The organism is Dactylosporangium sp. NPDC048998, from assembly GCF_043197855.1.
Lineage (GTDB): Bacteria > Actinomycetota > Actinomycetes > Mycobacteriales > Micromonosporaceae > Dactylosporangium.
On the sequence record NZ_JBICTV010000002.1, the window covers coordinates 283220 to 304363 of the forward strand.

Consider the following 21144-nt stretch of genomic DNA (forward strand, 5'->3'; position numbering starts at 1 on the left):
GGCGGGCAGACCACCCAACCAGGGTGAGGCGTCGCAGCGTGCGGCGGTGCTTTGCTCGTCTCGTTTGACCCGGATGAAAGACCAGTGGAAAAACGCGGCCGGGAAAGCGATTTCGGGGGGCACGGGTGTCACAAGCGTTGGTACAGCAGGATCGCCGAGGTTTCGCACCGCCGTCACTGGCGGTGCCGGATCTCCCGCCGGGATACGTGATGCGGGAGCGGGTGGTCGCCCAATTGGACGCCGCGGTGCGCTCGCCGCTGACGCTGGTGACCGCGCCGGCCGGCTGGGGCAAGACCGCCGCGCTCGTCGCCTGGGCGCGCACGGTGCGCATCGGCGACAACGCCGAGATGCCGGTGGTGCGCTGGGTGACGGCGCACTCCGAGCACGGCGCGGACGTCCCCGGTCTGCTGCTCGGCGCGCTGTCGGCCCACTCCGAGAAGAGCGACGAGAAGAGCGACGGCGACGACCTCTTGCGCGCGGTGGACGCACTGCAGCAGCCGCACGTCGTGGTGGTCGACGACGTGCGGGAGATCAGCGACGCCGACGCCCTGGCCGACCTGGAGGCGCTGGTACGCCACGGCATGGGCCGCCTGCGCCTGGTGCTCTCGTGCCGCCGCGACCCCGCGTTGCCGCTGTACCGCTGGCGCGTCAACGGCTCGCTCACCGAGATGCGGACGAACGACCTCTCCCTGACGATCTCCGAGACGGCGCAGCTGCTCGCGGCCCACGACGTGGTGCTGCCGAGCTCGACGCTGTACGCGCTGCACTCGATCACCGAGGGCTGGCCGGCCGGCGTGCGGCTCGCCGCCATGGCGATGCGTGGCCACCCGGAGCCGGAGCGGGTGCTCGACGACGGCGGCGCGTTCAGCACCGCGGTCGGCGACTTCCTGACCGGCGAGGTCATCGACCCGCTCCCCGCGGAGACCCGGCGGCTGCTGCTGGAGACCGCGATCGCGCCGCGGCTCAACGCCGGCCTGGTCGAGGCGATCACCGGCCGCGACGACGGCGCCCGGGTGCTCGCCGAGCTCAAGGGCTCCAACGCGTTCCTGACCCGCAACGCCGGTCCCGGCGGCTGGTACCGCTTCCACCCCCTCTTCGCCCGCACCCTGCACGCGGAGCTGCTGCGCCGCAGCCCGGAGCGGGTCGCCGAGCTGCACCGGCGCGCGGCCGCCTGGCACGGCACGTACGGCATCCCGGCCGAGGCGTTGCGCCACGCGCTGCTGGCCGAGGACTGGACCGGCGCCGTCGAGATGCTCGAGAAGTACTGGCCCGACATCGTCGGCGGGGTCCGCTACGACCGGCCGCACGAGGCCGCGCCGCACGCCCCGGCGTCGGAGGAGAGCACCGACCCCCGCCTGCCGCTGGCGTTCGCGGCCGAGCGGCTGCGGGTCGGCGACTTGGAGGGCACGCGCGACTTCCTGCGCCGCTGCGGCGGGGACCGTTCGGCCCCGATGTTCCGGGCGTTCACGGCCGCCGAGGCGTGGCTGGCCGGCGACGCCCGCCGGATGATCACCGAGATGTCCGAAATATCGGCAAATACCGATGAATCTCGCGCCTTGACGCTTCTCGATGAGGGCGAGGCCCGCCTCCGCCTCGGCGAGCTGGGCGCGGCCGGCGCCCCGCTGCACGGCGCGCTGGTGCTGGCGCAGCGGGCCGGCATGGCCCAGGCCCAGGTCTGCGCGGCCAGCCAGCTGGCCGTGCTCGAGTCGGTGCGTGGCCGGCTGCGCGCCGCCGCCCGGCTGGGTCGCCAGGCGCTGGTGACCGCCGACCGGTTCGGCATCACCGACGCCACCGACCTCGGCTGGGTACGGATGGCGCTGGCCGGCGTGTACGGCGAGTGGGACCGCATCGCGGAGGCCGACCGCCTGCTGGACGAGGCGCTCGACCTCGCCGCCGGCGACCCCGACCTGCTGGTTTCGATCGCCACGGTGCGGGCGAAGCTGCGGCACGGCTCGGGCCGGCTCGCGGCCGCCCTCGAGGTGCTGCACACCGCCCGCCGCGAGCTCGGCGGCGCACCGCTGGCCCCGTCGGTCGAGCGCGCGCTCGCGCTGACCGAGGCTGAGCTGCGCATCAGCGGCGGCGACCTCGGCGCGGCCCGGCGCCTCGTGGCCACCGGCGGCGACCCCGACGTGTTCACGGGCTGGGCCGCGTGCGTGGACGCCTCGGCCGCGCTCATCGAAGGCAAGGCGGCGGCCGCCGCGACGACCGCCGCGCAGTTCGCCACGCCGTCGGTGGACACCGCGCTGACGTGGACCGTGCAGGCCGCCATCCTCACCAGCCTCGCCGGGCGCGCGCTCGGCGACCGCAACCGGGTGCTGCGCGGCCTGGAGGTGGCCCTCGACATCGCCGAGGAGGAGAGCTTCCGGCGCCCGTTCCTGGTCGGCGGGCACCCGGTGCGCGACCTGCTGGCCAACTTCGCGCCGCTGCTGCCGGTGTACCACCCGCTCGCCGCGGAGCTCGCGGCCGGCTCGTCGCCGCTGGCCGGCGGCTCGCGCGGTGGCGCGGACGGCAACCTCGTCGAGCCGCTGACCGAGCGGGAGCTGACGGTGCTGCGCTACCTGCAGGGCACCATGTCGAACCTGGAGATCGCCTCCACGCTCTACGTGTCGGTCAACACGGTGAAGACCCACGTCAAGAACATCTACCGCAAGCTGCACGCCGGCCGCCGGCGCGAGGCCGTCGAGCGCGCCCGGGAACTGCGGCTGCTGTGAACGCCGCGCCGGCGACCCTGGTGAAGGCCGTCGACGTCGGGCCGCGCCCAGGCGCGGCGACCGCAGCCACCCACCGCACCCTGTGGGGTGCGCTGGCGGCTGCGATCGCCTGGCCGGTGCTCAGCGTCTGCGGGGTCGCACACGCGCAGGTCGCGGCGGCCGCGGTCGGTCTGCTCACGGTCCTGCCGTGGCTGGGCCCGCTGCTGGGGGTGCTGCTCGCGGGGCTCCTCGCGGCGCTGGTGCCGCAGCCGTACGCCCCGCTCGTGGGATTGGCCGCCGCCGCGCTCGTGACGCTGGCCGCGGGGCTGGCCCACCACTTGCCCGGCTGGCTCGGCCCGCTGTCGATCCCGGTGGCGTCGGCCGCGGTGGTGCTCGGCGGTGCGGTGGGCGGCGTGTTCGGCGCGCTGGTCGCGCTCGTGCTGGCCAGCGCCGGGGTCCGGCTGCGGCGGCGGTTCCGGCCCGGGACCGCGCCATGATCGAGTATCTGCGCGGATTCCGAGTCGGGATACTGCGATGGGGCGGGACCTCCGTCGAGCGCGGCCTCGCGGCCGTCGGGGACGAGACGCCGCCCGGGCCAGGAAGGCCGAGCTCCCGCGGTACCGATGCCGGGCCCTTCTGGCCTGTCGACAAATGGGTCCATGCGCTCTACGCGGCCGGTCTGACAGCCGCCGCCGCGGTCGCGCTCGCGATCAACTGGCTCGGGCCGCCGGCGGCGGCGCGCACGTTCCTGGCGGTCGTCGCGGCGACGATGTTCCTGCTGGTCGGCTACGTGCTGGTGCGCACCCCGACCCGTCGGGGACAGGCGATGCGGCGGTACCTCACCGACCCTCGCGACCGGACCGAGTTCGAGACCGCGGCCGCGAACGCCGACCGGATCCGGCTGACCTGGCCGGCGCTGGAGCGGCTGGGCGAGCCGTCCGACCCGACGGCGACGCTGGAGCGCGCGCTGTGGGACCTGGCCCAGGCCCTCGCCGAGCGCGGCGACCTGCGCACCGCCGACCGCGACCTGCGCGCCTCGGTCGGCGACCCGATCGGCGCGGGCAGCCTGTTCAGCGCGGTCACCGACCGGCAGGCGGAGATCGCGCGCCGGCTCACCGAGGTCGACGCGGAGGTGCGCCGCCGCGCCGGGCAGCTGCGCAAGCTGGCCGTGCTGTGCCAGGACTTCCTGAACCAGCGCGCCGCGCAGAGCCGCGCCCGGCTGCGGGTCACCGCGGCCGACGCGCTGCTGGGCTCGCTGCGCTCGCGCCCGGAGCCGGACCTGGTCGAGCGCACCGAGGTGGTACTCGCGGCGTATCGAGAGCTGGCCGACGAATACGGCTGATCCCGGGGTGATCGGCTACCCTGCCGGGGTGCGGCAGAGGCTGATGATCGGGATCGGGTGCGCGGTTGCGGCCGTCGGGCTGTTTCTGGCGTACCTGCGCATGGCCCGCGCGTTCCCGATCAACGGGGACGGCGCGAGCAACGCCCTGCAGGCCTGGGACATGTTCCACGGCAACCCGCTGCTGAAGGGCTGGGCACTCTCCGACGTGTCCTTCTACCCGACGGAGCTGGTGCAGTACGGCATCGTCCAGTGGTTCACCGGCGTCACCGCCGACCAGGTCCACGTGACCGCCGCCATCACCTACACGATGATCGTCTTCCTGGCCGCGCTGCTGGCGAAGGGCCGGGCCACGGGCGCGGAGGCCTGGCTGCGCATGGGCGTGGCCGTCGCGATCCTGCTGCTGCCGGTGCCCGGCACCGGATACCAGACGCTGCTGTCCTCGCCGAACCACACCGGCTCGGCCGTGCCGCTGCTGCTGGCCTGGCTCGTCTTGGATCGCCTGCGGCACCGGGTCTGGACGCCGGTCCTGGTCGCCGCGCTGCTGGGCTGGGGCGCGATGGGCGACCCGCTCATCACGTTCGTCGGCGCGGTACCACTGGTCGTCGTCTGCGCCTACCGCGCCCTGCGTTCCCGGGGGGCCGAGCGCCTCTTCGAGCTGAGCCTGGTGCTGGCCGGCGCGGCGTCGGTGGCCCTGTCGCGCGCGTTCCGCCACCTGCTGGACTCCCTCGGCGCGTTCCAGTCGCCGCACCCGCCGATCGAGCTGGCGCCGCTGTCGGACTGGCCGCACCGCACGTGGATGACGGCGCGGATGGTCGGCGTCGTCTTCGGTACCCACCGCCCCGGCTGGCACCCGGCGGCGCTCGAGCTGGCGCTCTCGGCCCTGCACCTGATCGGCTTCCTGGTGGCGCTCGCCGCGTTCGCCGTCACGGTGGCACGCGCGCTGCGCGGCACGGCGGACCGGGTCGACTCGATCATGGTCGCCGCGATCGCGTGCGACCTGGGCGCGGAGATCGTCTCGACGATCTCGGTGGACCTGATGGCGGCCCGGGAGATCTCCCCGGTCCTGCCGATGGGCGCGGTCCTGGCCGCCCGCCTGGCCGGCCCGTGGCTGGCCGGCGGCGCAGCGACATCCGAAACGCCCGGCCGTACACCCGGCCGTCCGGCGCGGATCGGGCGCGGGGTGCTCGCCGGCGTGCTGGCCGTCTTCGCGATCACGCTGGTCGCCTACGCGCCGCCGCGGGCCGAGCCGTCCGAGGCCCAGGAGGCCGCCGACTACCTGCGCTCGCGCGGCCTGAGCTACGGCCTGGGCGCGTACTGGGCCTCGAACAACATCACGGTCACCACCGAGCGCCTGGTCACCGTCGCGCCCGTGGCCGGGGGCGGCGACCGGCTCGTACCGTTCTGCTGGCAGTCGAAGGCCGCCATGTACGACGCCGGCGCACACGACGCCCGGTTCGTCGTCTTCGAGAAGGACCGCCCGTTCTACGGCACGCCCGAGCAGGCCGAACACATGTGGGGCCCGCCCGTGGAGCGGCACGACGTCGGCAAGTACGCGATTCTGCTGTACAACGTCAATCTCCTGGACGGCTTTCCACCACACTGCGGCTAGCAACCCGTCGATACGATCGATGCGTGCGCAAGTTCGTCGTCTGGGGAGACAACGCGCTGGCCCGCCGGCTGGTCGGCGAGCTGATCAACACGTATTCCGCGCAGGTCACGGTCATCGTGCCGGACCTGACCGCCAACCAGGCGCCGGAGATCGCCGACATCCGCGCCGACGACGACCCCGCCTCACGGCCGGTCGTGATCGCCGCGCGGAAGCTCACCAGGGCCGTGTTCGAGACGGCCGACCTGACCGACGCCGAGGCGATCGCGTTCGTCGACACCGACGACGTGGCCAACGTCGACGCCGCACTCATCGCCCGCGAGGTCGACCCGACGATCCGGGTCGTGCTGCGCATGTTCAACACCGTCCTCGGCGCCGGTGTCATCGAGCGGCTGTCCAACTGCGCGGTGCTGTCGGCCTCCGAGATCGCCGCCCCCGCGTTCGTCGCCGCCGCGCTCGGCGACAGCAACCCGACGACGATCCGGCTCTCCGACGGCCAGCAGTTGATGGCCGTCGACCGGTCGATGGCCAACCCCGCCGACATCCGCTGCGGCCTGGCCGTCACGGCGGAAGCACAGAGCCTGCCCGTCGACGAGGACCGCGCCGACCTGGTGCTCACCAGCGTCTACGGCCGGCGCACGGTCCAGCGGCGCCGCCCGCGCCGCCATCCGCTGCGCGCGTCGCGGCTGCTGATCGGCGGCGGGCTGCGGCGGATCCTGGCCACCTCGGTCGCGATCCTGGCCCTGGGCACGGTCGCGGTGGCGGTGGTGCGCCACGTCGGGGCGTGGAAGGCGCTGTACCTCGCCGTCCTCACCGCCCTCGGCGGCGCCAACCCCGACGCCGAGGCCCCCGTGCCGGCGCAGGCGGTGGACCTCGTGCTGGTCGTCGCGGGCGTCGCGATCATCCCCGCGCTCACCGCGGCCGTCGTCGGCATCGTGGTCAAGGCCCGGCTGGCGATCGCCGCCGGCGGCCTCACCGAGCCGGTCTCCGGCCACGTCGTGGTCGCCGGCCTGGGCAACGTCGGCACCCGGGTGCTGCGCGAGCTGCACGACCTCGGCATCGACGTGGTCGGCGTCGACCGCGACGAGAAGGCCCGCGGTGTGCAGGTGGGCCGGGACCTCGGCCTGCCGGTGATCATCGGGGACGTCACCAACCCGGACACGCTGCAGGCCGCCTCGGTGGCGACCGCGCGCTGCCTGGTCGTGGTCACCACCGCGGACGTGACCAACCTGGAGGCCGCGCTGCTGGGCCGCGACCTGGCCCGCCAGGCCGACCCGGACATCCAGCTGCGGGTCGTGCTGCGGCTGTTCGAGGAGGACTTCGCCCGCCGGATCAAGACGGCGTTCGACATCAACCTGTCCCGCAGCGTGTCGTACCTCGCCGCGCCCGCCTTCGCCGCCTCCATGGTGGGCAACGAGGTCATCGACACGATCCCGGTCGGCCGCCGGGTGCTGCTCGTGGCCGAGGTGCCGGTCGGGGCCGGCTCGCAGCTGGAGGGCAAGTACTTCCGCGAGGTCAGCGAGCCGGGCCTGGTCCGCCTGGTCGCGGTGCAGACCGGGCGCGCCGGGCTGGGCGTGGGCGTGCAGACGTTCTGGGCGCCGGAGCAGAACCGCTGGCGCACCCTGGACCGCACCCACAAGATGGTCGTCGTGGCCACCCGGGCCGGCCTGGTGGCGCTGCTGGAACGGGCCGCGGGCGTGGACGACCCGCCGCCGTTCCACCCGCCGTCGGCGCCGCCGCTGCTGACGCCTCAACCTCGGGGGTGAGGCCGGTCCATCGAGCCGCGCCGGACTACTCGGGATCGGGTCCGCCGGAGCGCCGGCCCGTCATCACGACCGGGCAGGGTGCGCGGGCGACCAGGGTGCGCGCCGTGCTGCCCAGCAGGAGCTCGGCGACCCGGCTGTGGCCGTGGATGCCGACGACGATGCCCGGGCTGTGCCGCTCGCGGGCCACGCGGATCAGGGTGGCGGCCACCGTCGCGTCCTCGGCCACGGCGAGGCCCGACGCCTCGGCGTAGCCCGACTCGCGGGCGATCGCGGCGCCGCGCTGGGCGGTGCGCTGCATGAACTCCTGCTCCCGGGCCTCGGCCTCGAGCGCGCCCCGGATGTCGAGGACCACCGGCGGCGTCTGCAGGGTGCTGATCGGCATCGTGACCGCCTCGAACGACCGGCCCGCCTCCCAGACGGTCACGACGAGGGCGCTGTGCGCGGTCAGCAGCCGGGCCGACTCGCGGATGGCCCGCTCGGCGGCCGGCGAGCCGTCGAACCCGATGACGACCGGAGCGGCGTTCACGATGGTCAACGTAGCGTCGCCGGGCGGCCGCCGGGGCATGAATGTGCGGGTGATCCGGCGGCGGCGCATGAAGGACCCGGCCCGGGGTACGCACCGCGAATGAACGAAGAGCGGTTCCGCGCCGTGGTGCGGCGCGAGGCGGGGGGCGACCCCGCCACGGTCACGCGCACCGTGTTCGAGACGCTCGCGGAGCGGCTGATGCCTGGGCTCGTCCACGCGCTCCGCGACCGGCTGCCCGCCGGGGTCGCGCGCGAGCTGATCACCGGGGTGTCGCACGAGACGTTCGGCGCGGACGAGTTCGTGCTGCGGGTCGCCGTGCGGGCCGGCGTGGACCGTGACACCGCCGCGCGGTACGTCCGGGCGGTGTTCACGGCGCTCAGCCGCGCGCTGGAGCCCGCCGACCTGGCGGTGGCCCTCGCCGAGCTGCCGCGCGACTACCGGCCGCTGACCGAGGGGGCCACGCGGTCGGCGCGGGAGCTGGACGAGTTCGTGCGGCGGGTCGCCGACCGCGCCGGCGCCACCCCGGAGCGGGCGCTCAGGGCGAGCGAGGCGGCGATGGAGACGCTCGCCGAGCGCATCAGCGGCGACGAGGTCGACGACCTGATCAGGGAGCTGCCGCTCGAGCTGCGCCCCGTGCTCGTGCGGGGCAGGGCGCGCTCCGGCGGCCGGGGCCGCCGGATGAACCTGGAGGAGTTCCTGCGCCTCGTCGCCGAGCGCGCGGACGCGGGCCCGGACGAGGCCCGCGACCTGACGCAGGCCGTGCTGGTCACGGTCCACGACGCCGTCACCGACAAGGAGTTCGGCGACCTGCTCGCGCAGCTGCCGAGGGAGTACGCCGAGCTGGCGCACGCATAGCTCAGCGGCTGTAGAACAGCTCTACGCCCGGGCCCGCTGCTGCCGGGGCGGCCACTGACCCGCACGCACGGCGAGGGCCGCCGCCCGACTGACCTTCGGGCGGCGGCCCTGCTTACCGGTGCGCCTCAGCAGGCGCCGTTGTCGGTCCAGACGTTCTGACCGTTGTTGCCGGGGATGTCGCCCTGGGTCCACCACTTGGCGGTCCACTTGTGGCCGTTGTACGACACCGTCGCGCCGCCGTTGTAGGCGGTCGACGACGACCAGGCGGGCGGGCAGGCCGGCGGCTGGGTCGTGCCGCCGCCGCAGGCGCCCTGGTCGACCCAGACGGTCGTGGTGCCGGGCGTCTCGCCCTGGGTCCACCACTGGGCCTTCCAGGTGTGGCCGTTGTACGACACGAGGGCGCCGCCGTTGTAGGCGGTCGACGACGACCAGGCCGCGGCGCTGCACGCGCCGGTCGACGGCGTCGGCGAGCTCGAGGTCGGCGGGATGCTGGTGGGCGGTGTCGCGCCGGCGAAGCGGGCCGTGTACTTCGTGAACTCCCACGCCGCCTGCGGCACGCTGCTGCAGGTGCCCGACGTGGTGCTCTGGTTCGGGTCGGGGCACTGGCGGTCGCGGTTGACCGACCAGTACGTGTAGCGGGCCAGGCGGTGCGAGGTCGCGTAGTCCAGCACGGTCTGGAAGTCGGCCTGGCGGAAGTACTCACCGGCGTCGCTGCGGCCGTTCATCATCGACACGCCCTCGCGGGCGTACGCGGTGGCGCTGTCCCAGCCGAACGTGTTCATCAGGATGCCGTGGAACGCCTCCAGCGCGCTGGTCTGCGACGACGCGCCGTTGAAGCCGCCGTCGAACGGCATGATCGAGTAGTTGTTCGGCGTGAAGCCGAGGCTCTTGGCGTCGTTGAGCATCTGCTGGCCGAACCAGCCGGTGCCGGCCGCGGTGCCCGCCGTGGTCACCGAGATGTACAGGCCGGGGTTGTTCTGCTGCAGGATCTGCGCGGCGCCGAGCTCGTTGTGCACGGCCGCGGCGTTCTCGTACTCCGGCTCCTCGAGGTCGAAGTCGATCGCCTTCAGGCCGTACTTCGTGACCACCTGCTGGTAAGCGGCGGCGGTCGCGGCCGGGGTGCCGCAGGTCTGGCCGAGCTTGGTGCCGCCGTACCCGCCGATGGAGACGCTCACGTCGCCGCCGTTGGCGCGGATGCGCGAGATCAGGTTGGCCGCGTCGGTGTCGGCGGAGACCGCGCGGGTGCCGTCCCACGTCGGGGTGCAGCCGCCGCCGTTGGGCGCCAGGATGAACGCGAGCTGGAACGCCTTCTGCCCGGTCGCGTTCATGACCTCGATGGCGTCGGGCGGGCTGTTGTCGAACGGCATGAGGTAGGGGGCCGAGGCGTACCAGTTGCTGGTCAGCGCGGCGTTGGCGGACTGCGCGTTGATCACGCCGAGGGTCGTCGCGCTCAGGGTGGCGGCGGCGGTCAGCGCGAGGGGGATCAGGGTTTTGCGTTTCATGGACCCCTCCACGAACACGTACGGACGTGACGCTTACTGTTAACAAAGTTAAGCGTTGTGGGGGAACGTACAACGTCGTCGATGTCTGCGCAAGTGCTCTTAAGGCGCCGCTCACGTATGGATCGAAATCAGTACCGGCCGCCTGACCGTTACGCCCGCCCCCTCGCCAGCGCATCCACCCTCCGCAGCGCGTCAGGCAACCGATACGCCCCGCCCATCCGCAGCACATACCTGGCGGCGGTGGCGACCGGGAGCCCGGTGGCGGTGACGTACAGTGGCTTCGCGGCGCCGCCCCGGCGGACCTCGACGGCGTGGGTCGCGGTGCGGAAGGCCGTCTTCGCCACGCCGATCACCGGCAGTCCCAGCTCGGCATGGACGTGCGCGCCGAGGCCGGGGCGTCCGGCCGGGTCCAGGTCGACGTATCCGTCGACGACCAGCAGCTCCACGGGCTCGACGCCGGCCAGGACGGCACGGATCGCGGGCAGCTCGCGCTTGTAGAAGCCGCCCGGCTCGTACGGCGCCACGTCGTCCAGCCAGCACACGTGCTCCCGCAGGATCGACGGGAAGGTGGGCGCCCCGCCGACGACGAGCGCCGCCCGGGCGCCGCCGGTGTCCGGGTAGTGCACGTCGACGGCCCCGGTGCGATCCATGACGAGCAAACTACCGACCCCGGCCTCGACGATGACCGGCCGCACTACGCCACGCGGCTGGCCATCTGCTTCTCGTCCTCGGTGGCGTTCTCGGCCACGGCCTCGGCCAGCGTGGACAGGTCGAGGCCGAGCACCCTTGCGAGCGAGGCGACCGTGAAGAACGCCGGGGTGACGATCGCTCCGCGCTCGATCTTGCGCAGCGTGTCGAGCGAGATCCCGGCCTCCAGCGCGACCGCCGCCGCGCTGCGCGCCCCGCGCGCCTCCTGCAGCAGCCGCCCCAGCACCAGCCCCCGGTGCCGCTCGTCATCGGTCAGCGGGTTGCGCACCATGTGAGCGATGATAATCCTGGTATTAGAATATCCGGCATGGTGGTACTGAAGAGTGCGGCGGAGCTCGCGACGATGCGCGAGGCCGGCCGGGTGGTGGCCCAGACCCTCAAGGCCGTGAGCGAGGCCGCGGCGCCCGGCGTGACCCTGCTGGAGCTGGACGATCTGGCCCGCGAGATGCTCGCCGAGCGGGGTGCGAAGTCGTCGTTCCTGCACTACCACCCGTCGTTCGCCCCGATCCCGTATCCGGCGGTACTGTGCCTGTCGGTCAACGACGCGATCGTCCACGGCATCCCCGACGCCCGCCGCCTGGAGCCGGGCGACCTGCTCTCGATCGACTTCGGCGCCCACATCGACGGCTACCACGGCGACGCCGCGGTGACCATCGGTGTGGGCGAGATCGACGCCGCCGCCCAGCGCCTCTCCGACGTCTGCCGGCAGGCCCTGGAAGCGGGCATCGCCGAGGCCCGCCCGGGCGCCCGCCTGGGCGACATCTCGCACGCGGTGCAGACGGTCTGCCGCGCCGCCCGCTACGGCATGCCGACCGGCTACGGCGGCCACGGCGTGGGCACCGCGATGCACGAGGATCCGCACGTCCCGAACGAGGGCCGCCCCGGCCGCGGCCTGACCCTGCGCCCCGGCCTGGTCCTGGCGATCGAGCCGATGGTCATCGAGAGCGGCTCGGACCGCCACCGCCTGCGGCGCGACGGCTGGACGGTGTCCACAGTGGACGGATCGCGCGCCGCACACTGGGAGCACACGGTCGCCGTCACCGACGACGGCCCGGTCATCCTGACCGGCCTGTAACAGATCGCCCACTTCGACGCGCACGCGAGGGTGACAGCGCGGGGGTGGGCGCGGCAGATCGCCGGTAGCTTCCATTGAGATACTGAAGAATCTCAATGGAGAGGTACCGCATGATCCGACTCCGAAGAGCACTGCTGTCCGTCGCGATCGCGCTCGGGCTGGTCGGCGCCGTCGGGGTGGCCGGGCCCGCGGCGGCGGCCGAGACCGACATCAGGGCGCGGCTGGAGGCGGTGCCGGGGCTGACCGTGCTGTCCGAGCAGCCGGTCGCGGCGCCCTACCGGTTCTTCATCCTGAGCATCGCGCAGCCGGTCGACCACCGGCATCCCCGGGCCGGCACCTTCCAGCAGCGCTTCACCCTGCTCCATCGGGGCACCGACCGGCCCATGGTGCTGCACACCACCGGCTACAACGTGCCGGAGTACGCGTTCCGCTCGGAGCCGACCCGGCTCGTCGACGGCAACCAGATCTCGGTCGAGCAGCGGTTCTTCACGCCCTCGCGGCCGGAGCCGGCGAACTGGGAGCAGCAGCTCACGATCTGGCAGGCCGCCACGGACCACCACCGGATCGTGCAGGCGCTCAAGCCGATCTACTCGCAGCAATGGATCTCGACGGGGGCGAGCAAGGGCGGCATGACCTCGGTGTACCACCGCCGCTTCTACCCCGACGACGTGGACGGCACGGTCGCCTTACGTCGCGCCGCAGGACGTGGTGAACGGTGAGGACTCGGCGTACGACCGGTTCTTCACCCGGGTCGGCACCCCGCAGTGCCGGGCGGCGCTGGACGGCATTCAGGTCGAGGCGCTGCGCCGGCGGGCCGAGTTCGTCGCGCGGTACCGGGCCTGGGCAGCGGAGAACCAGCGCACCTTCGGCATCGTCGGCGGCGCCGACCGGGCCTTCGAGTTCATGGTCAACGGCACGACGTGGGCGTTCTGGCAGTACAGCGACGAAAGCGACTGCGCGGCCGTCCCGCCGGCCACGGCGTCCAGCGACGACATCTGGGCGTGGATCGATCTGATCTTCGGCCTGGACTCCAACACCGACCAGGGCGTGGAGCCGTACATCCCGTACTACTTCCAGGCCTCCTACCAGCTCGGCTACCCGGACATCAAGCTGCCCCACCTGGCCGGCCTGCAGCGCTACCGCGGCCAGGACCGGGCGCAGTCCTACATCCCCCGCGACCTGGTGCCGCGCTTCCAGCCGCTGGCGATGCTCGACATCGACACCTGGGTGAGGTTCTCCGGGCGGCGCCTGCTGTTCGTGTACGGCGGCAACGACCCCTGGGGCGCCGAACCGTTCCGCCTCGGCCCCGGCACGCGGGACTCGCTGTGGTACGTGGCGGCCGGCGCCAACCACGGCGCGAACATCTCGCGGCTCGAGCCGGCTGAGACCGCCACCGCCACCGCGACCGTCCGGCGCTGGGCCGGCGTGCCCGCCCCGACGGCGTCCTTCGGCGCGTCGGCGGCCCCGGCATACATCCCGTCGCTCGACGACCACAACCTGGCGCTCGACCGCCGCTTCAACCGCTGACCCGGCGGGCGGCCGGGGCCCGCTCGACGATCCCCGGCCGCCCGACCGCCCGCTCACGCCACGGTGACGTTCACCGTCAGCGTCCTGTTGTTCTTGATCTGGTACACCTGGGCGGACGCGAGGTCGGTTCCGCCGACCCATCCCCGCCGCCCGCGCTCGGCGCGGTAGGCGATCTTGACCTGCTGCGGGGCGATGTTCGTGATCGTGTACGGGCTGTCGCTCCCGTCCGCATAGCCGCCGAACTGCACGGCCTCGCCGGAGACCGCGTCGACGACGAGGACGGTCCCGGAAACCGAGTGCCCGGACGCGTCGCGGAGCGTGCCGGTCAGCGTGCCCCCGCCGGCGCGCAACTTGATGTTGGCGGCGACGCTCTTGCCGGGCCGGACGGTCACCGGCGTGGCCTCGTGCCGGTTCACCGCGTTGCCCGACCAGCGCCACTGGTACCCCTGCTTGAAGAACTCCACCGGCCACGCATAGGGGCCGACACCGGGGATCGTGTAGGTGCCGTCCTCGCCGGTCCCCGCCGGGCAGCCGTCGCCGAAAAACGTGGGCAGGGCCGCGACCCAGACGCAGGCCCAAGGGACCGGCGCGCCTGTGGCGGCGTCGGTCACCTTGCCACGGATCGTGCCCGCCCGGTCGAACCGCACCGCCGGCAAGGTCGCCTGGTCGCCCGCCGCCACGGTGACCCGCAGCGCCGCGTCGCGGTCGCCGGTGCCGCCGGTGGCGCCGACCCACTGCATGCCGAGCGCGTCGTCGCGCGGGTCGGCGAACACCTGGTACGTGCCGGCCTCGAGGGGTCCGACCACCACCGTGCCGGGCGTGGATCCCCAGTCCGAGCAGTTCGTGTTGCCGGAGAAGCCGTACGTCTCGCCGAGCTTCGCAAGGTCGACGCAGCCATCGGCGACGGCGCCGCCGGCCCCCTCGACCATCGAGACGGTGAGCGTCGCGCCGCGGCGCAGGGCGACGTCGACCGTGTTGTCACCCGCCGCGACGGTGGCCGGGACCTCGGCGTCGAAGTGGATCCGGTCGCCGAGGTTGACGCTGAACACGTGCGCGCCGGCGAAGACCTCGGTCAGCACGAGCTCGGCGCCGTCGGCGCAGCCGTGGAGGTTCGAGCTGGTCACGTCTTCGGCGCAGAAGCCCGACAGGGGCTCGCCGGTGGTGGCGTCGTGCGCGCGTGGTTGGGGTTGGACGGCATAGATGATGCCGGAACCTTCGCCGTTCGTGGGGGCGCTGGGCGCGGCGCTTTTCCGCGAAACGCCACCTAGCAATTTCGCATAGCGCTTTTTTTAAAGAGGCGGATTGGCATCGCTGGGCGTTACTGCGACCGCTTCTTCACCTATCCGGAAATGGCTGAGGATCCTCCCCCGAGGGGGAGGATCCTCAGTTTTGCGGTGGGCCTATCAGATGTGTGCGGTCAAATTGCCACTGGCGAGGTTGAGCTCCCCGGTGTTGGCTCCGGTCCAGTCCGACGAGAAGACCAGCGTGCCGCCGTTCCACAGGGTGATCCCCATGGAGTCGGACGTGCCCGGCGCGCCACGGTCGGTGGCCGTCACCTGCAGCGTCAGGCCGGTAGCCACCGTGACCTCCTTCTTCGCGTTGGTGACGTCGACCAGCGTCGCGGTGTACCGCACGTTGGCCGTGCCGTCGGCGCTCACCCCGACGGCGTTGAGCGCCGTCGTGCGGACCTCGTACTGGTGGCCGTCGGAGGTGAACTTCACCGTCGCGCTCCCGGTCCGGCCCGCGCCGTTATTGATCTTGGCGTCGAGCGTGAGGTCCACCGTCGACTTGGGCGTCGCCGGGTAGGTGCCGGCGGACCGGGTCGGGCGCACCGAGCCGTTGCCGGTGATGAACCTGCCGTTGGGGTCGGAGACGGTCACCGTGGCCGTGGCCGTGCCCGTGTAGTTGCCGCGGACGACGGCCATGATGGCGTGCGAGCCGGCCGGCAAGGTCGCCGTGCAGGCGGCCGATGCCTCCGTCGTGGCCGTACCCAGGAGCGCCACCGTGCCGGTGCACAGGGTCGTGCCGCCCTCCTGGAACGTCACCGTGGCCGTGCGGATGTCACCGGCGGTGGTGTCGGTGGACCCGGGCAGCACCGAGCCGTCCCGCACCGTCGCGCGCAGCAACGTCGGCGCCCCGCTTTCGCCGGCCGCCTTGAACACCTGCGTGTCCCCGGTGTAGACGGCGTCGGCGCCCTCCGCGATCACCTGGATCGTGAACGAGGTCGTCCGACTGATGCCGGTGCCGTCGGTCACGGTGACGCTGACCGGGTAGTCGCCCGGCGCCGCCGTCGTGGCCCCGGTGACGGTCCACGTCCGCTGGCCGGGCAGCGTGTCGAGCGCCGAGGTCGATGCCACCGCCAGCGACATGCCGGCCGGCAGGCCGGTGGCCGTCGCGATGAGCTGCGAGCCCGGGGTGTCCTCATCGGTCGCGGTCACGGTGACCGTCGGGGACAGGGCGTCGCTGTACTCGACGGTCGCGGTGCCCGACGGTGCGTCGTTGGACACGACCGGCGCGGCATTGATCGTGATGTCGGCGTGGTTGACGTCGAAGAAGACGTTCCCGACCGCCTCGATCTTGATCCGGCCCTTGGTGGTGGCGACGTTCGGCATCGTCACCGTGGCGCTGCCGTTGTTCGGCACGTTGTCGGCCAGGACGTACGCGAAGTGCTCGCCGCCGTCGGCGGAGAACGAGATCTTCACCCGGTCGGCGTTGACCGGCGCGGCGTTCGTGCCCGCCACGTCCCACGTGATGGTCTGCGCCGTGCCGCCCTCGACCGTGCTCGCGCTGTCCTGCGAGGTGACCAGGAACGGCCCGGCCGCCGGAGCGAGCACGAGCGCGAGGTCCGCGTAGCCGATGCCGCCGCCGCCCGGGTGCCCGTCGCGGGCGGTGAGCCGGAAGTGCATGGTCCGGTCGTTGCTGAAGCCGACCCACGCCGACGTGGGCAGGAACTCCGAGTAGCAGTCGACGAGTTCGGCCGGCACGTTCGTCGCGCCGCCCGTCACCGGTGCCGGCGGGGCGGCCGGGCAGGTACCGGTCTTGGCGTTCGTGTTGCCCGACACGATCTGCGCCATGTCGGGGAACGTCCGGGTCGGGTTCGTCGTGACCGCGTTCTCACCCGGCGAGTGGTACTGCTGGGTGTCGGTCGGGGTGACGTACGCCGCGACGCCGAACTGCCGGAACAGCGGGCCCGCGGTCTTGGTGTTGCTGACCAGCGCCGTGCCGGCCGCCGCGCCGCGGTCGTTCTGCTCCCACATGTACGTGACCGTGTCGCCGTCCCAGTCCGTCGCGCCGCCCGTCAGCGTGAAGGGCGTACGGACGGGGATGGTGTACGAGGAGGCCGGCAGCGTGACGACCGGCGCGTGGTTGCCGTTCGGCTCGACGATGAAGCCGCCGTTGTCGATCGCCCCGCCCTTGGCGGTCTCGCCGACGAAACCGGAGGCGCCGGACGCGTTGGTGAGCGAGAGCAGGCCCACCTTGGTCGAGGCCAGGGTGCCGCCGAACGTGACCTGGAAGCCCGTGTCGTTGAGCGTTCCGCTGCCGCCGAACGCCGCCACCGTCGCGGTCGCGCCGGCGGGCCAGCCGGCGATGCCCTCGATCGCGGCCTTGATGCCCGCGGTCGTGTAGTTCACGCCACGGACGATCGGTGCCGAGTCGTTGCCGTTGTACCGCAGCGTGAACGAGTCGCCGTTGGTGTCGAAGTCGTACAGCGACGCGGTCTGCACCGCATTGATCGCCGCCCGGTTCGACGTGATGTACGTCGTGATCTCCGTGTAGCTGCGCTGCGACCAGTACGGGTCGCTGTGCGGCTGCAGGTTGTCCTGCTGGCAGATCCCGGCGTAGGCCATGATGGACGAGCCGCTGCCCGGCTCGACCGAGGTGCCGGCGTTGCGGTTGCCGCCGGAGCAGTTGTACTGCGTGCCGTTGAAGGTGTGGTTGCCGGCGAACTGGTGGCCCATCTCATGGGACACGTAGTCCACGGCGTAGTAGTCGCCGACCGGCGCCGGTATGCCCGTGCAGCCCTGCGCCTTGGTGTTGCCGCCGACGACGCCGAGGCTCGCGACGCCGCCGCCGTTCACGCCGAGGCCGATGTGGCCGATGTCATAGTTGCTTGCGCCGATGAGCTGGCCGAGCACGATCCGGTTGCGGCTCAGCGTGCTGCTGGCGCACGACGCGAGCTGTGCCGTGGTGTAGCACGCGGCCGCGCCGCACGGCCCGTTGGGCTCGGTCGCCATCGCCGCCGTGTTGAGGTTGATCTTGTCGGTGTCGTTGACCAGGATGAGCCGGATCGCCGTCTCGTCCTCGTACACCTGCGTGACCCGGTTGATCAGGGTCACCTTGGCCGCCGTGACGTTCTCGGCGCCGAAGAACGCGGCGTACGACGGGTCGGTCACCAGGGCGAGCCGGTATGTGCGCAATGTCACCGCGGGGCCGACCGGGACGTCCGCCAGCGCCGCCGCGACCGTCTCCTCGACGTCCTCCTGCTCGGCGAAGTCGGCGTGCGCGTTGGTCAGGTCACGCCCGAAGTAGCTGGCGTAGACGCTGTCGTCCGCGTGGTAGTAGGGGTCGATGTACCACGCGCCACCGGCGGAGCGCACGGAGGCGTGGAAGCCCAGCGGGGTCAGGTCGGCCCGGATGGTGGCCGTGGCGTCGTCGAGGCCGCGGCCGGTGTAGGTCTTGATCTCCGGGTGCTTGGCCGCGAGGCCGGCCTCCATGATGGGCGACTCGACCAGCTCGAAGCGCTGGAAGTCGCCGCCGGGCGCCGGCAGGGAGACCACGAGCGACGCCTGGTGAGTCGCCTGCCGCTGCTCGCGGGGGGCGCTGTCCAGGTCGGCCTTCAGGCCCGCCCGGTCGAGGGTGAACGCCGCGAGGCGCTTCGCCTTCATGTCGGGCTTGTGGCCGTGCTTCGACTTCGCGGGCGGCGCGCCGTTGACGCGCTGCCACGGGTTCTTGCCCTTGCCCGGCGCCGCGGAAGCGGGCTGCGCGAGCAGCGCGACCGGCAGTGCGAGCAGCGCCGCTACCGCGATCGCGCCCAGCCGCTTGACGCGGGCCCGAGCGTTGTGGTGGGGGTGCGGGCGAGGGGATGGCCGGAATGCGCCCGATTTGGGGCGGTTGTCCGGCAGACCAGATGGCATCGAGCAGCTCCTAGCTGTGTTCTCGGGACGAGCTCGCCGTCGTGGGCGGACTCATTGCCACGGCAAAAAGCCCTTAGGCCGCGTTCGGGCGGACAGGGCTAACGGTCATTGGTGAACAGAAAAATAGGCGTTTCCGACCGGTAGCGACTATCCGCCGTACAGCCGAGTGAAATTTCACCGGCGACGACAATAAGATCGCCGCGCCCCAATCCGAACGCGGGGTCACCCCCCATTCCGCAGGAGGCCAGGATTTGAACTCCCGGTTGCCCAGGTACGCCCTATTCGCCGCGACAGCGGCGACGTCCCTCGTGGCGGGCGCAGCACTCGCGCCCGTTGCCGCGATGGCCGACACGAGCGGACCCAACCTCAGCTACGTCGTCAACGCGGTGAGCAAGGAGCGGACGGCTGAGGCCGCCGCCGCTGTCACCGCGGCCGGCGGCACGGTGACGGTGTCGTACGCCCAGATCGGCGTCGTCATCGCACGCTCCACGAACCCGTCGTTCGTCCAGGCAGTGAAGGGCGCCGCCCACGGTGACGCCATCCTCTCCGTGGGCGCGACCCGGACCGCGGCGCTGCCCGCCATGGCGGAGGACAGCGAGTCGGCCGAGGTCGTCGACGACTACACGCCGGACGCGATGGAGAATGCCACCCGGCAGAGCGACATGATTCTCATCGGCGCGCGTGCGGCGCACGAGGTCAACCTCGGCAGCCCCACGGTCACCGTCGGTGTGCTCGACGACGGCATCGACGCCAACCACCAGGACCTCGCGCCGGTGGTTGACCAGTCGAAGTCCGTCAACTGCGTCGGTACCGGTGCTCCGGACACCACGCCGGGCGCGTGGCGGCCCACGAGCCTGACCGCCGACTACCACGGCACGCACGTGGCCGGGACCATCGCTTCGGCCAAGAACGGCGTCGGCATCGTCGGCGTCGCCCCCGGCGTGAAGCTGGCCTCCATCAAGGTGGTCAACCCCGACGGCTTCATCTACCCCGAGTACGCGATCTGCGGCTTCGTCTGGGCGGCGGAGCACGACATCCAGGTCACGAACAACAGCTACTACATCGACCCGTGGCTGTACTGGTGCGAGAGCCAGCCCGACCAGGCGCCGGTCGTCGAGGCGGTCCGTCGTGCGGTGAACTACACCACCGAGAAGGGCATCCTCAACGTCGCGGCGGCGGGCAACGAGAACCAGGACGTCGCCAACAAGACGACCGACACCACGAGCCCGGACGACGGCACTCCGGTGCGTCGTACGGTCGACGCGAGCTGCCTCGACCTGCCGGCCGAGCTGCCCAACGTGGTGTCGGTCTCCTCCACCACCCAGCCGACCGCCCCGGCGAACGCCGTCGGCCCGTGGTCGCCGGGTCTGACGGCCCAGCCGACCCGGTCCTCGTTCTCGAGCTTCGGCCTCGGCTTCGTGGACGTGGCCGCTCCCGGCTCGAGCATCTACTCCACCTCCCCGTCGGCGACCGGGGTCAGCAGCTACCGGACGCTCTCGGGCACCTCGATGGCGTCGCCGCACGTTGCGGGCGTCGCCGCGCTGCTGGCGTCGAAGCACCCGGGTGCCACCCCGGACTACCTCCGGGAGCTCCTGCACAAGCAGGCGATCCCGCTGGCCTGCCCCACCTCCGGCACTGACTTCACCCAGGGCCGGTGCAAGGTCGACCCGGCGAACCCGTCGGTCAACGGCTTCTTCGGGTACGGGCTGGTCAACGCCTACAAGGCGGTCACCGAGGCGGAGGACGTGACGCCGCCGACCGTGACGGTCACCGGTGTCACCCAGGGTCAGCAGATCACGCTGGGTACGACCGTGACGCCGGGCTGCTCGACGACCGACGCCGACAGCGGCGTGGCGAAGGCCGCGACCCTGTCCGTCACCGGTGGTCCGAAGGTCGGCTACTTCACCGCGACCTGCTCCGGCGCCCGCGACCGCGCCGGCAACAAGACGGCTCCGGTCAGCGTCACCTACCAGGTGGTGTTCGGCTGGCGCGACTTCGGCTCGCCGATCAACGTCGACAAGCTCAACGTCGTGAAGGCCGGCAGCGCGGTTCCGGTGAAGTTCGGCCTCTCGGGCGACCAGGGCCTGAACATCTTCGCCGGCGGCGTCCCGACGGTGCAGACGATCACGTGTGACACGTCCGCGCCGCAGGACACGGTGGACGCGACGGTCACGGCGGGGCAGAGCTCGCTGACCTACGACGCGAAGTCCGACCAGTACAGCTACGTCTGGAAGACCGAGAAGACCCAGGCGAAGACGTGCGGGCGGCTCGTCGTCAAGCTGATCGACGGCACCACCCACACCGCGAATTTCATGTTCAACTGACAAACCTGACAACTGACTGAACAAGCGGCGGCCCGGAGGCACTTGCCTCCGGGCCGCCGTCGTCATGAAACCGTCACCTTCTTGAGCT

The 21144-nt window shown here is 72.3% G+C and carries 16 protein-coding genes; 10 read left to right on the forward strand and 6 right to left on the reverse strand.

The genetic code is table 11. The annotated features are described in order from the left end of the window. Positions 1 to 209 precede the first annotated feature (209 nt). From ACGFI8_RS05305 to ACGFI8_RS05325, 5 genes are read left to right on the forward strand one after another with little or no spacing between them, the layout of a single operon-like run. A complete protein-coding gene (locus ACGFI8_RS05305) occupies positions 210 to 2711 on the forward strand; it encodes a LuxR C-terminal-related transcriptional regulator (protein WP_392800282.1) in 2502 nt (833 codons plus the stop codon). Then, positions 2708 to 3187: a hypothetical protein gene (locus ACGFI8_RS05310; protein ID WP_392800285.1), complete on the forward strand. Its 480-nt coding sequence runs from the start codon at positions 2708 to 2710 to the stop codon at positions 3185 to 3187. The genes ACGFI8_RS05305 and ACGFI8_RS05310 overlap by 4 nt, the downstream gene beginning before the upstream one ends. Next, complete coding sequence (locus ACGFI8_RS05315) at positions 3184 to 4032, forward strand: hypothetical protein (protein ID WP_392800287.1); 849 nt, start codon at positions 3184 to 3186, stop codon at positions 4030 to 4032. The genes ACGFI8_RS05310 and ACGFI8_RS05315 overlap by 4 nt, the downstream gene beginning before the upstream one ends. Before the next feature lie 28 nt (positions 4033 to 4060). Continuing rightward, positions 4061 to 5641 carry a hypothetical protein gene (locus ACGFI8_RS05320; RefSeq protein WP_392800290.1) on the forward strand — a complete coding sequence of 527 codons (1581 nt, stop codon included), beginning with the start codon at positions 4061 to 4063 and terminating at the stop codon, positions 5639 to 5641. A 23-nt stretch (positions 5642 to 5664) separates the two neighbouring features. Then, positions 5665 to 7404 (forward strand): potassium channel family protein, encoded by a 1740-nt coding sequence (locus ACGFI8_RS05325; protein WP_392800293.1) that lies wholly within the window; start codon positions 5665 to 5667, stop codon positions 7402 to 7404. A 25-nt stretch (positions 7405 to 7429) separates the two neighbouring features. On the opposite strand, the gene ACGFI8_RS05330 is transcribed toward ACGFI8_RS05325, so the two are convergent. After that, a complete protein-coding gene (locus ACGFI8_RS05330; RefSeq protein ID WP_392800296.1) occupies positions 7430 to 7930 on the reverse strand; it encodes a universal stress protein in 501 nt (166 codons plus the stop codon). Positions 7931 to 8029: 99 nt separating this feature from the next. Here ACGFI8_RS05330 and ACGFI8_RS05335 point away from each other — a divergent pair, with 99 nt between their 5' ends. Continuing rightward, entirely contained in the window at positions 8030 to 8785 is a 756-nt protein-coding gene (locus ACGFI8_RS05335) for a DUF2267 domain-containing protein (RefSeq protein WP_392800299.1), read from the forward strand. A gap of 125 nt (positions 8786 to 8910) precedes the next feature. Here the strand turns inward: ACGFI8_RS05335 and ACGFI8_RS05340 are convergent, their stop codons facing one another. The 3 genes from ACGFI8_RS05340 to ACGFI8_RS05350 form a co-directional block, all read right to left on the reverse strand. Then, positions 8911 to 10287, reverse strand: a complete 1377-nt coding sequence (locus ACGFI8_RS05340; RefSeq protein ID WP_392800301.1) for a chitinase — start codon at positions 10285 to 10287, stop codon at positions 8911 to 8913. A gap of 149 nt (positions 10288 to 10436) precedes the next feature. Further along, entirely contained in the window at positions 10437 to 10937 is a 501-nt protein-coding gene (locus tag ACGFI8_RS05345; RefSeq protein ID WP_392800304.1) for an endonuclease V, read from the reverse strand. A 44-nt stretch (positions 10938 to 10981) separates the two neighbouring features. Further along, positions 10982 to 11266 carry a helix-turn-helix domain-containing protein gene (locus ACGFI8_RS05350; protein WP_392800306.1) on the reverse strand — a complete coding sequence of 95 codons (285 nt, stop codon included), beginning with the start codon at positions 11264 to 11266 and terminating at the stop codon, positions 10982 to 10984. 36 nt (positions 11267 to 11302) lie between these two features. Between ACGFI8_RS05350 and map the strand changes: the two genes are divergently transcribed. The 3 genes from map (at position 11303) to ACGFI8_RS05365 (ending at position 13597) form a co-directional block, all read left to right on the forward strand. Next, positions 11303 to 12070, forward strand: coding sequence for a type I methionyl aminopeptidase (gene map / locus ACGFI8_RS05355; protein WP_392800308.1), 768 nt, complete (start codon positions 11303 to 11305; stop codon positions 12068 to 12070). Positions 12071 to 12180: 110 nt separating this feature from the next. Next, complete coding sequence (locus ACGFI8_RS05360; RefSeq protein ID WP_392800311.1) at positions 12181 to 12789, forward strand: S28 family serine protease; 609 nt, start codon at positions 12181 to 12183, stop codon at positions 12787 to 12789. Then, positions 12779 to 13597, forward strand: coding sequence for a hypothetical protein (locus tag ACGFI8_RS05365; RefSeq protein WP_392800314.1), 819 nt, complete (start codon positions 12779 to 12781; stop codon positions 13595 to 13597). Before ACGFI8_RS05360 ends, ACGFI8_RS05365 begins: the two co-directional genes overlap by 11 nt. A gap of 53 nt (positions 13598 to 13650) precedes the next feature. Here the strand turns inward: ACGFI8_RS05365 and ACGFI8_RS05370 are convergent, their stop codons facing one another. Together ACGFI8_RS05370 and ACGFI8_RS05375 are read right to left on the reverse strand one after the other, a co-directional pair. Then, positions 13651 to 14721: a carboxypeptidase-like regulatory domain-containing protein gene (locus ACGFI8_RS05370; RefSeq protein ID WP_392800316.1), complete on the reverse strand. Its 1071-nt coding sequence runs from the start codon at positions 14719 to 14721 to the stop codon at positions 13651 to 13653. 279 nt (positions 14722 to 15000) lie between these two features. Then, positions 15001 to 18732 carry a M12 family metallo-peptidase gene (locus tag ACGFI8_RS05375; protein WP_392800318.1) on the reverse strand — a complete coding sequence of 1244 codons (3732 nt, stop codon included), beginning with the start codon at positions 18730 to 18732 and terminating at the stop codon, positions 15001 to 15003. 341 nt (positions 18733 to 19073) lie between these two features. Here ACGFI8_RS05375 and ACGFI8_RS05380 point away from each other — a divergent pair, with 341 nt between their 5' ends. After that, positions 19074 to 21056: a S8 family serine peptidase gene (locus tag ACGFI8_RS05380; RefSeq protein WP_392800320.1), complete on the forward strand. Its 1983-nt coding sequence runs from the start codon at positions 19074 to 19076 to the stop codon at positions 21054 to 21056. The last annotated feature ends 88 nt before the right edge of the window (positions 21057 to 21144 follow it).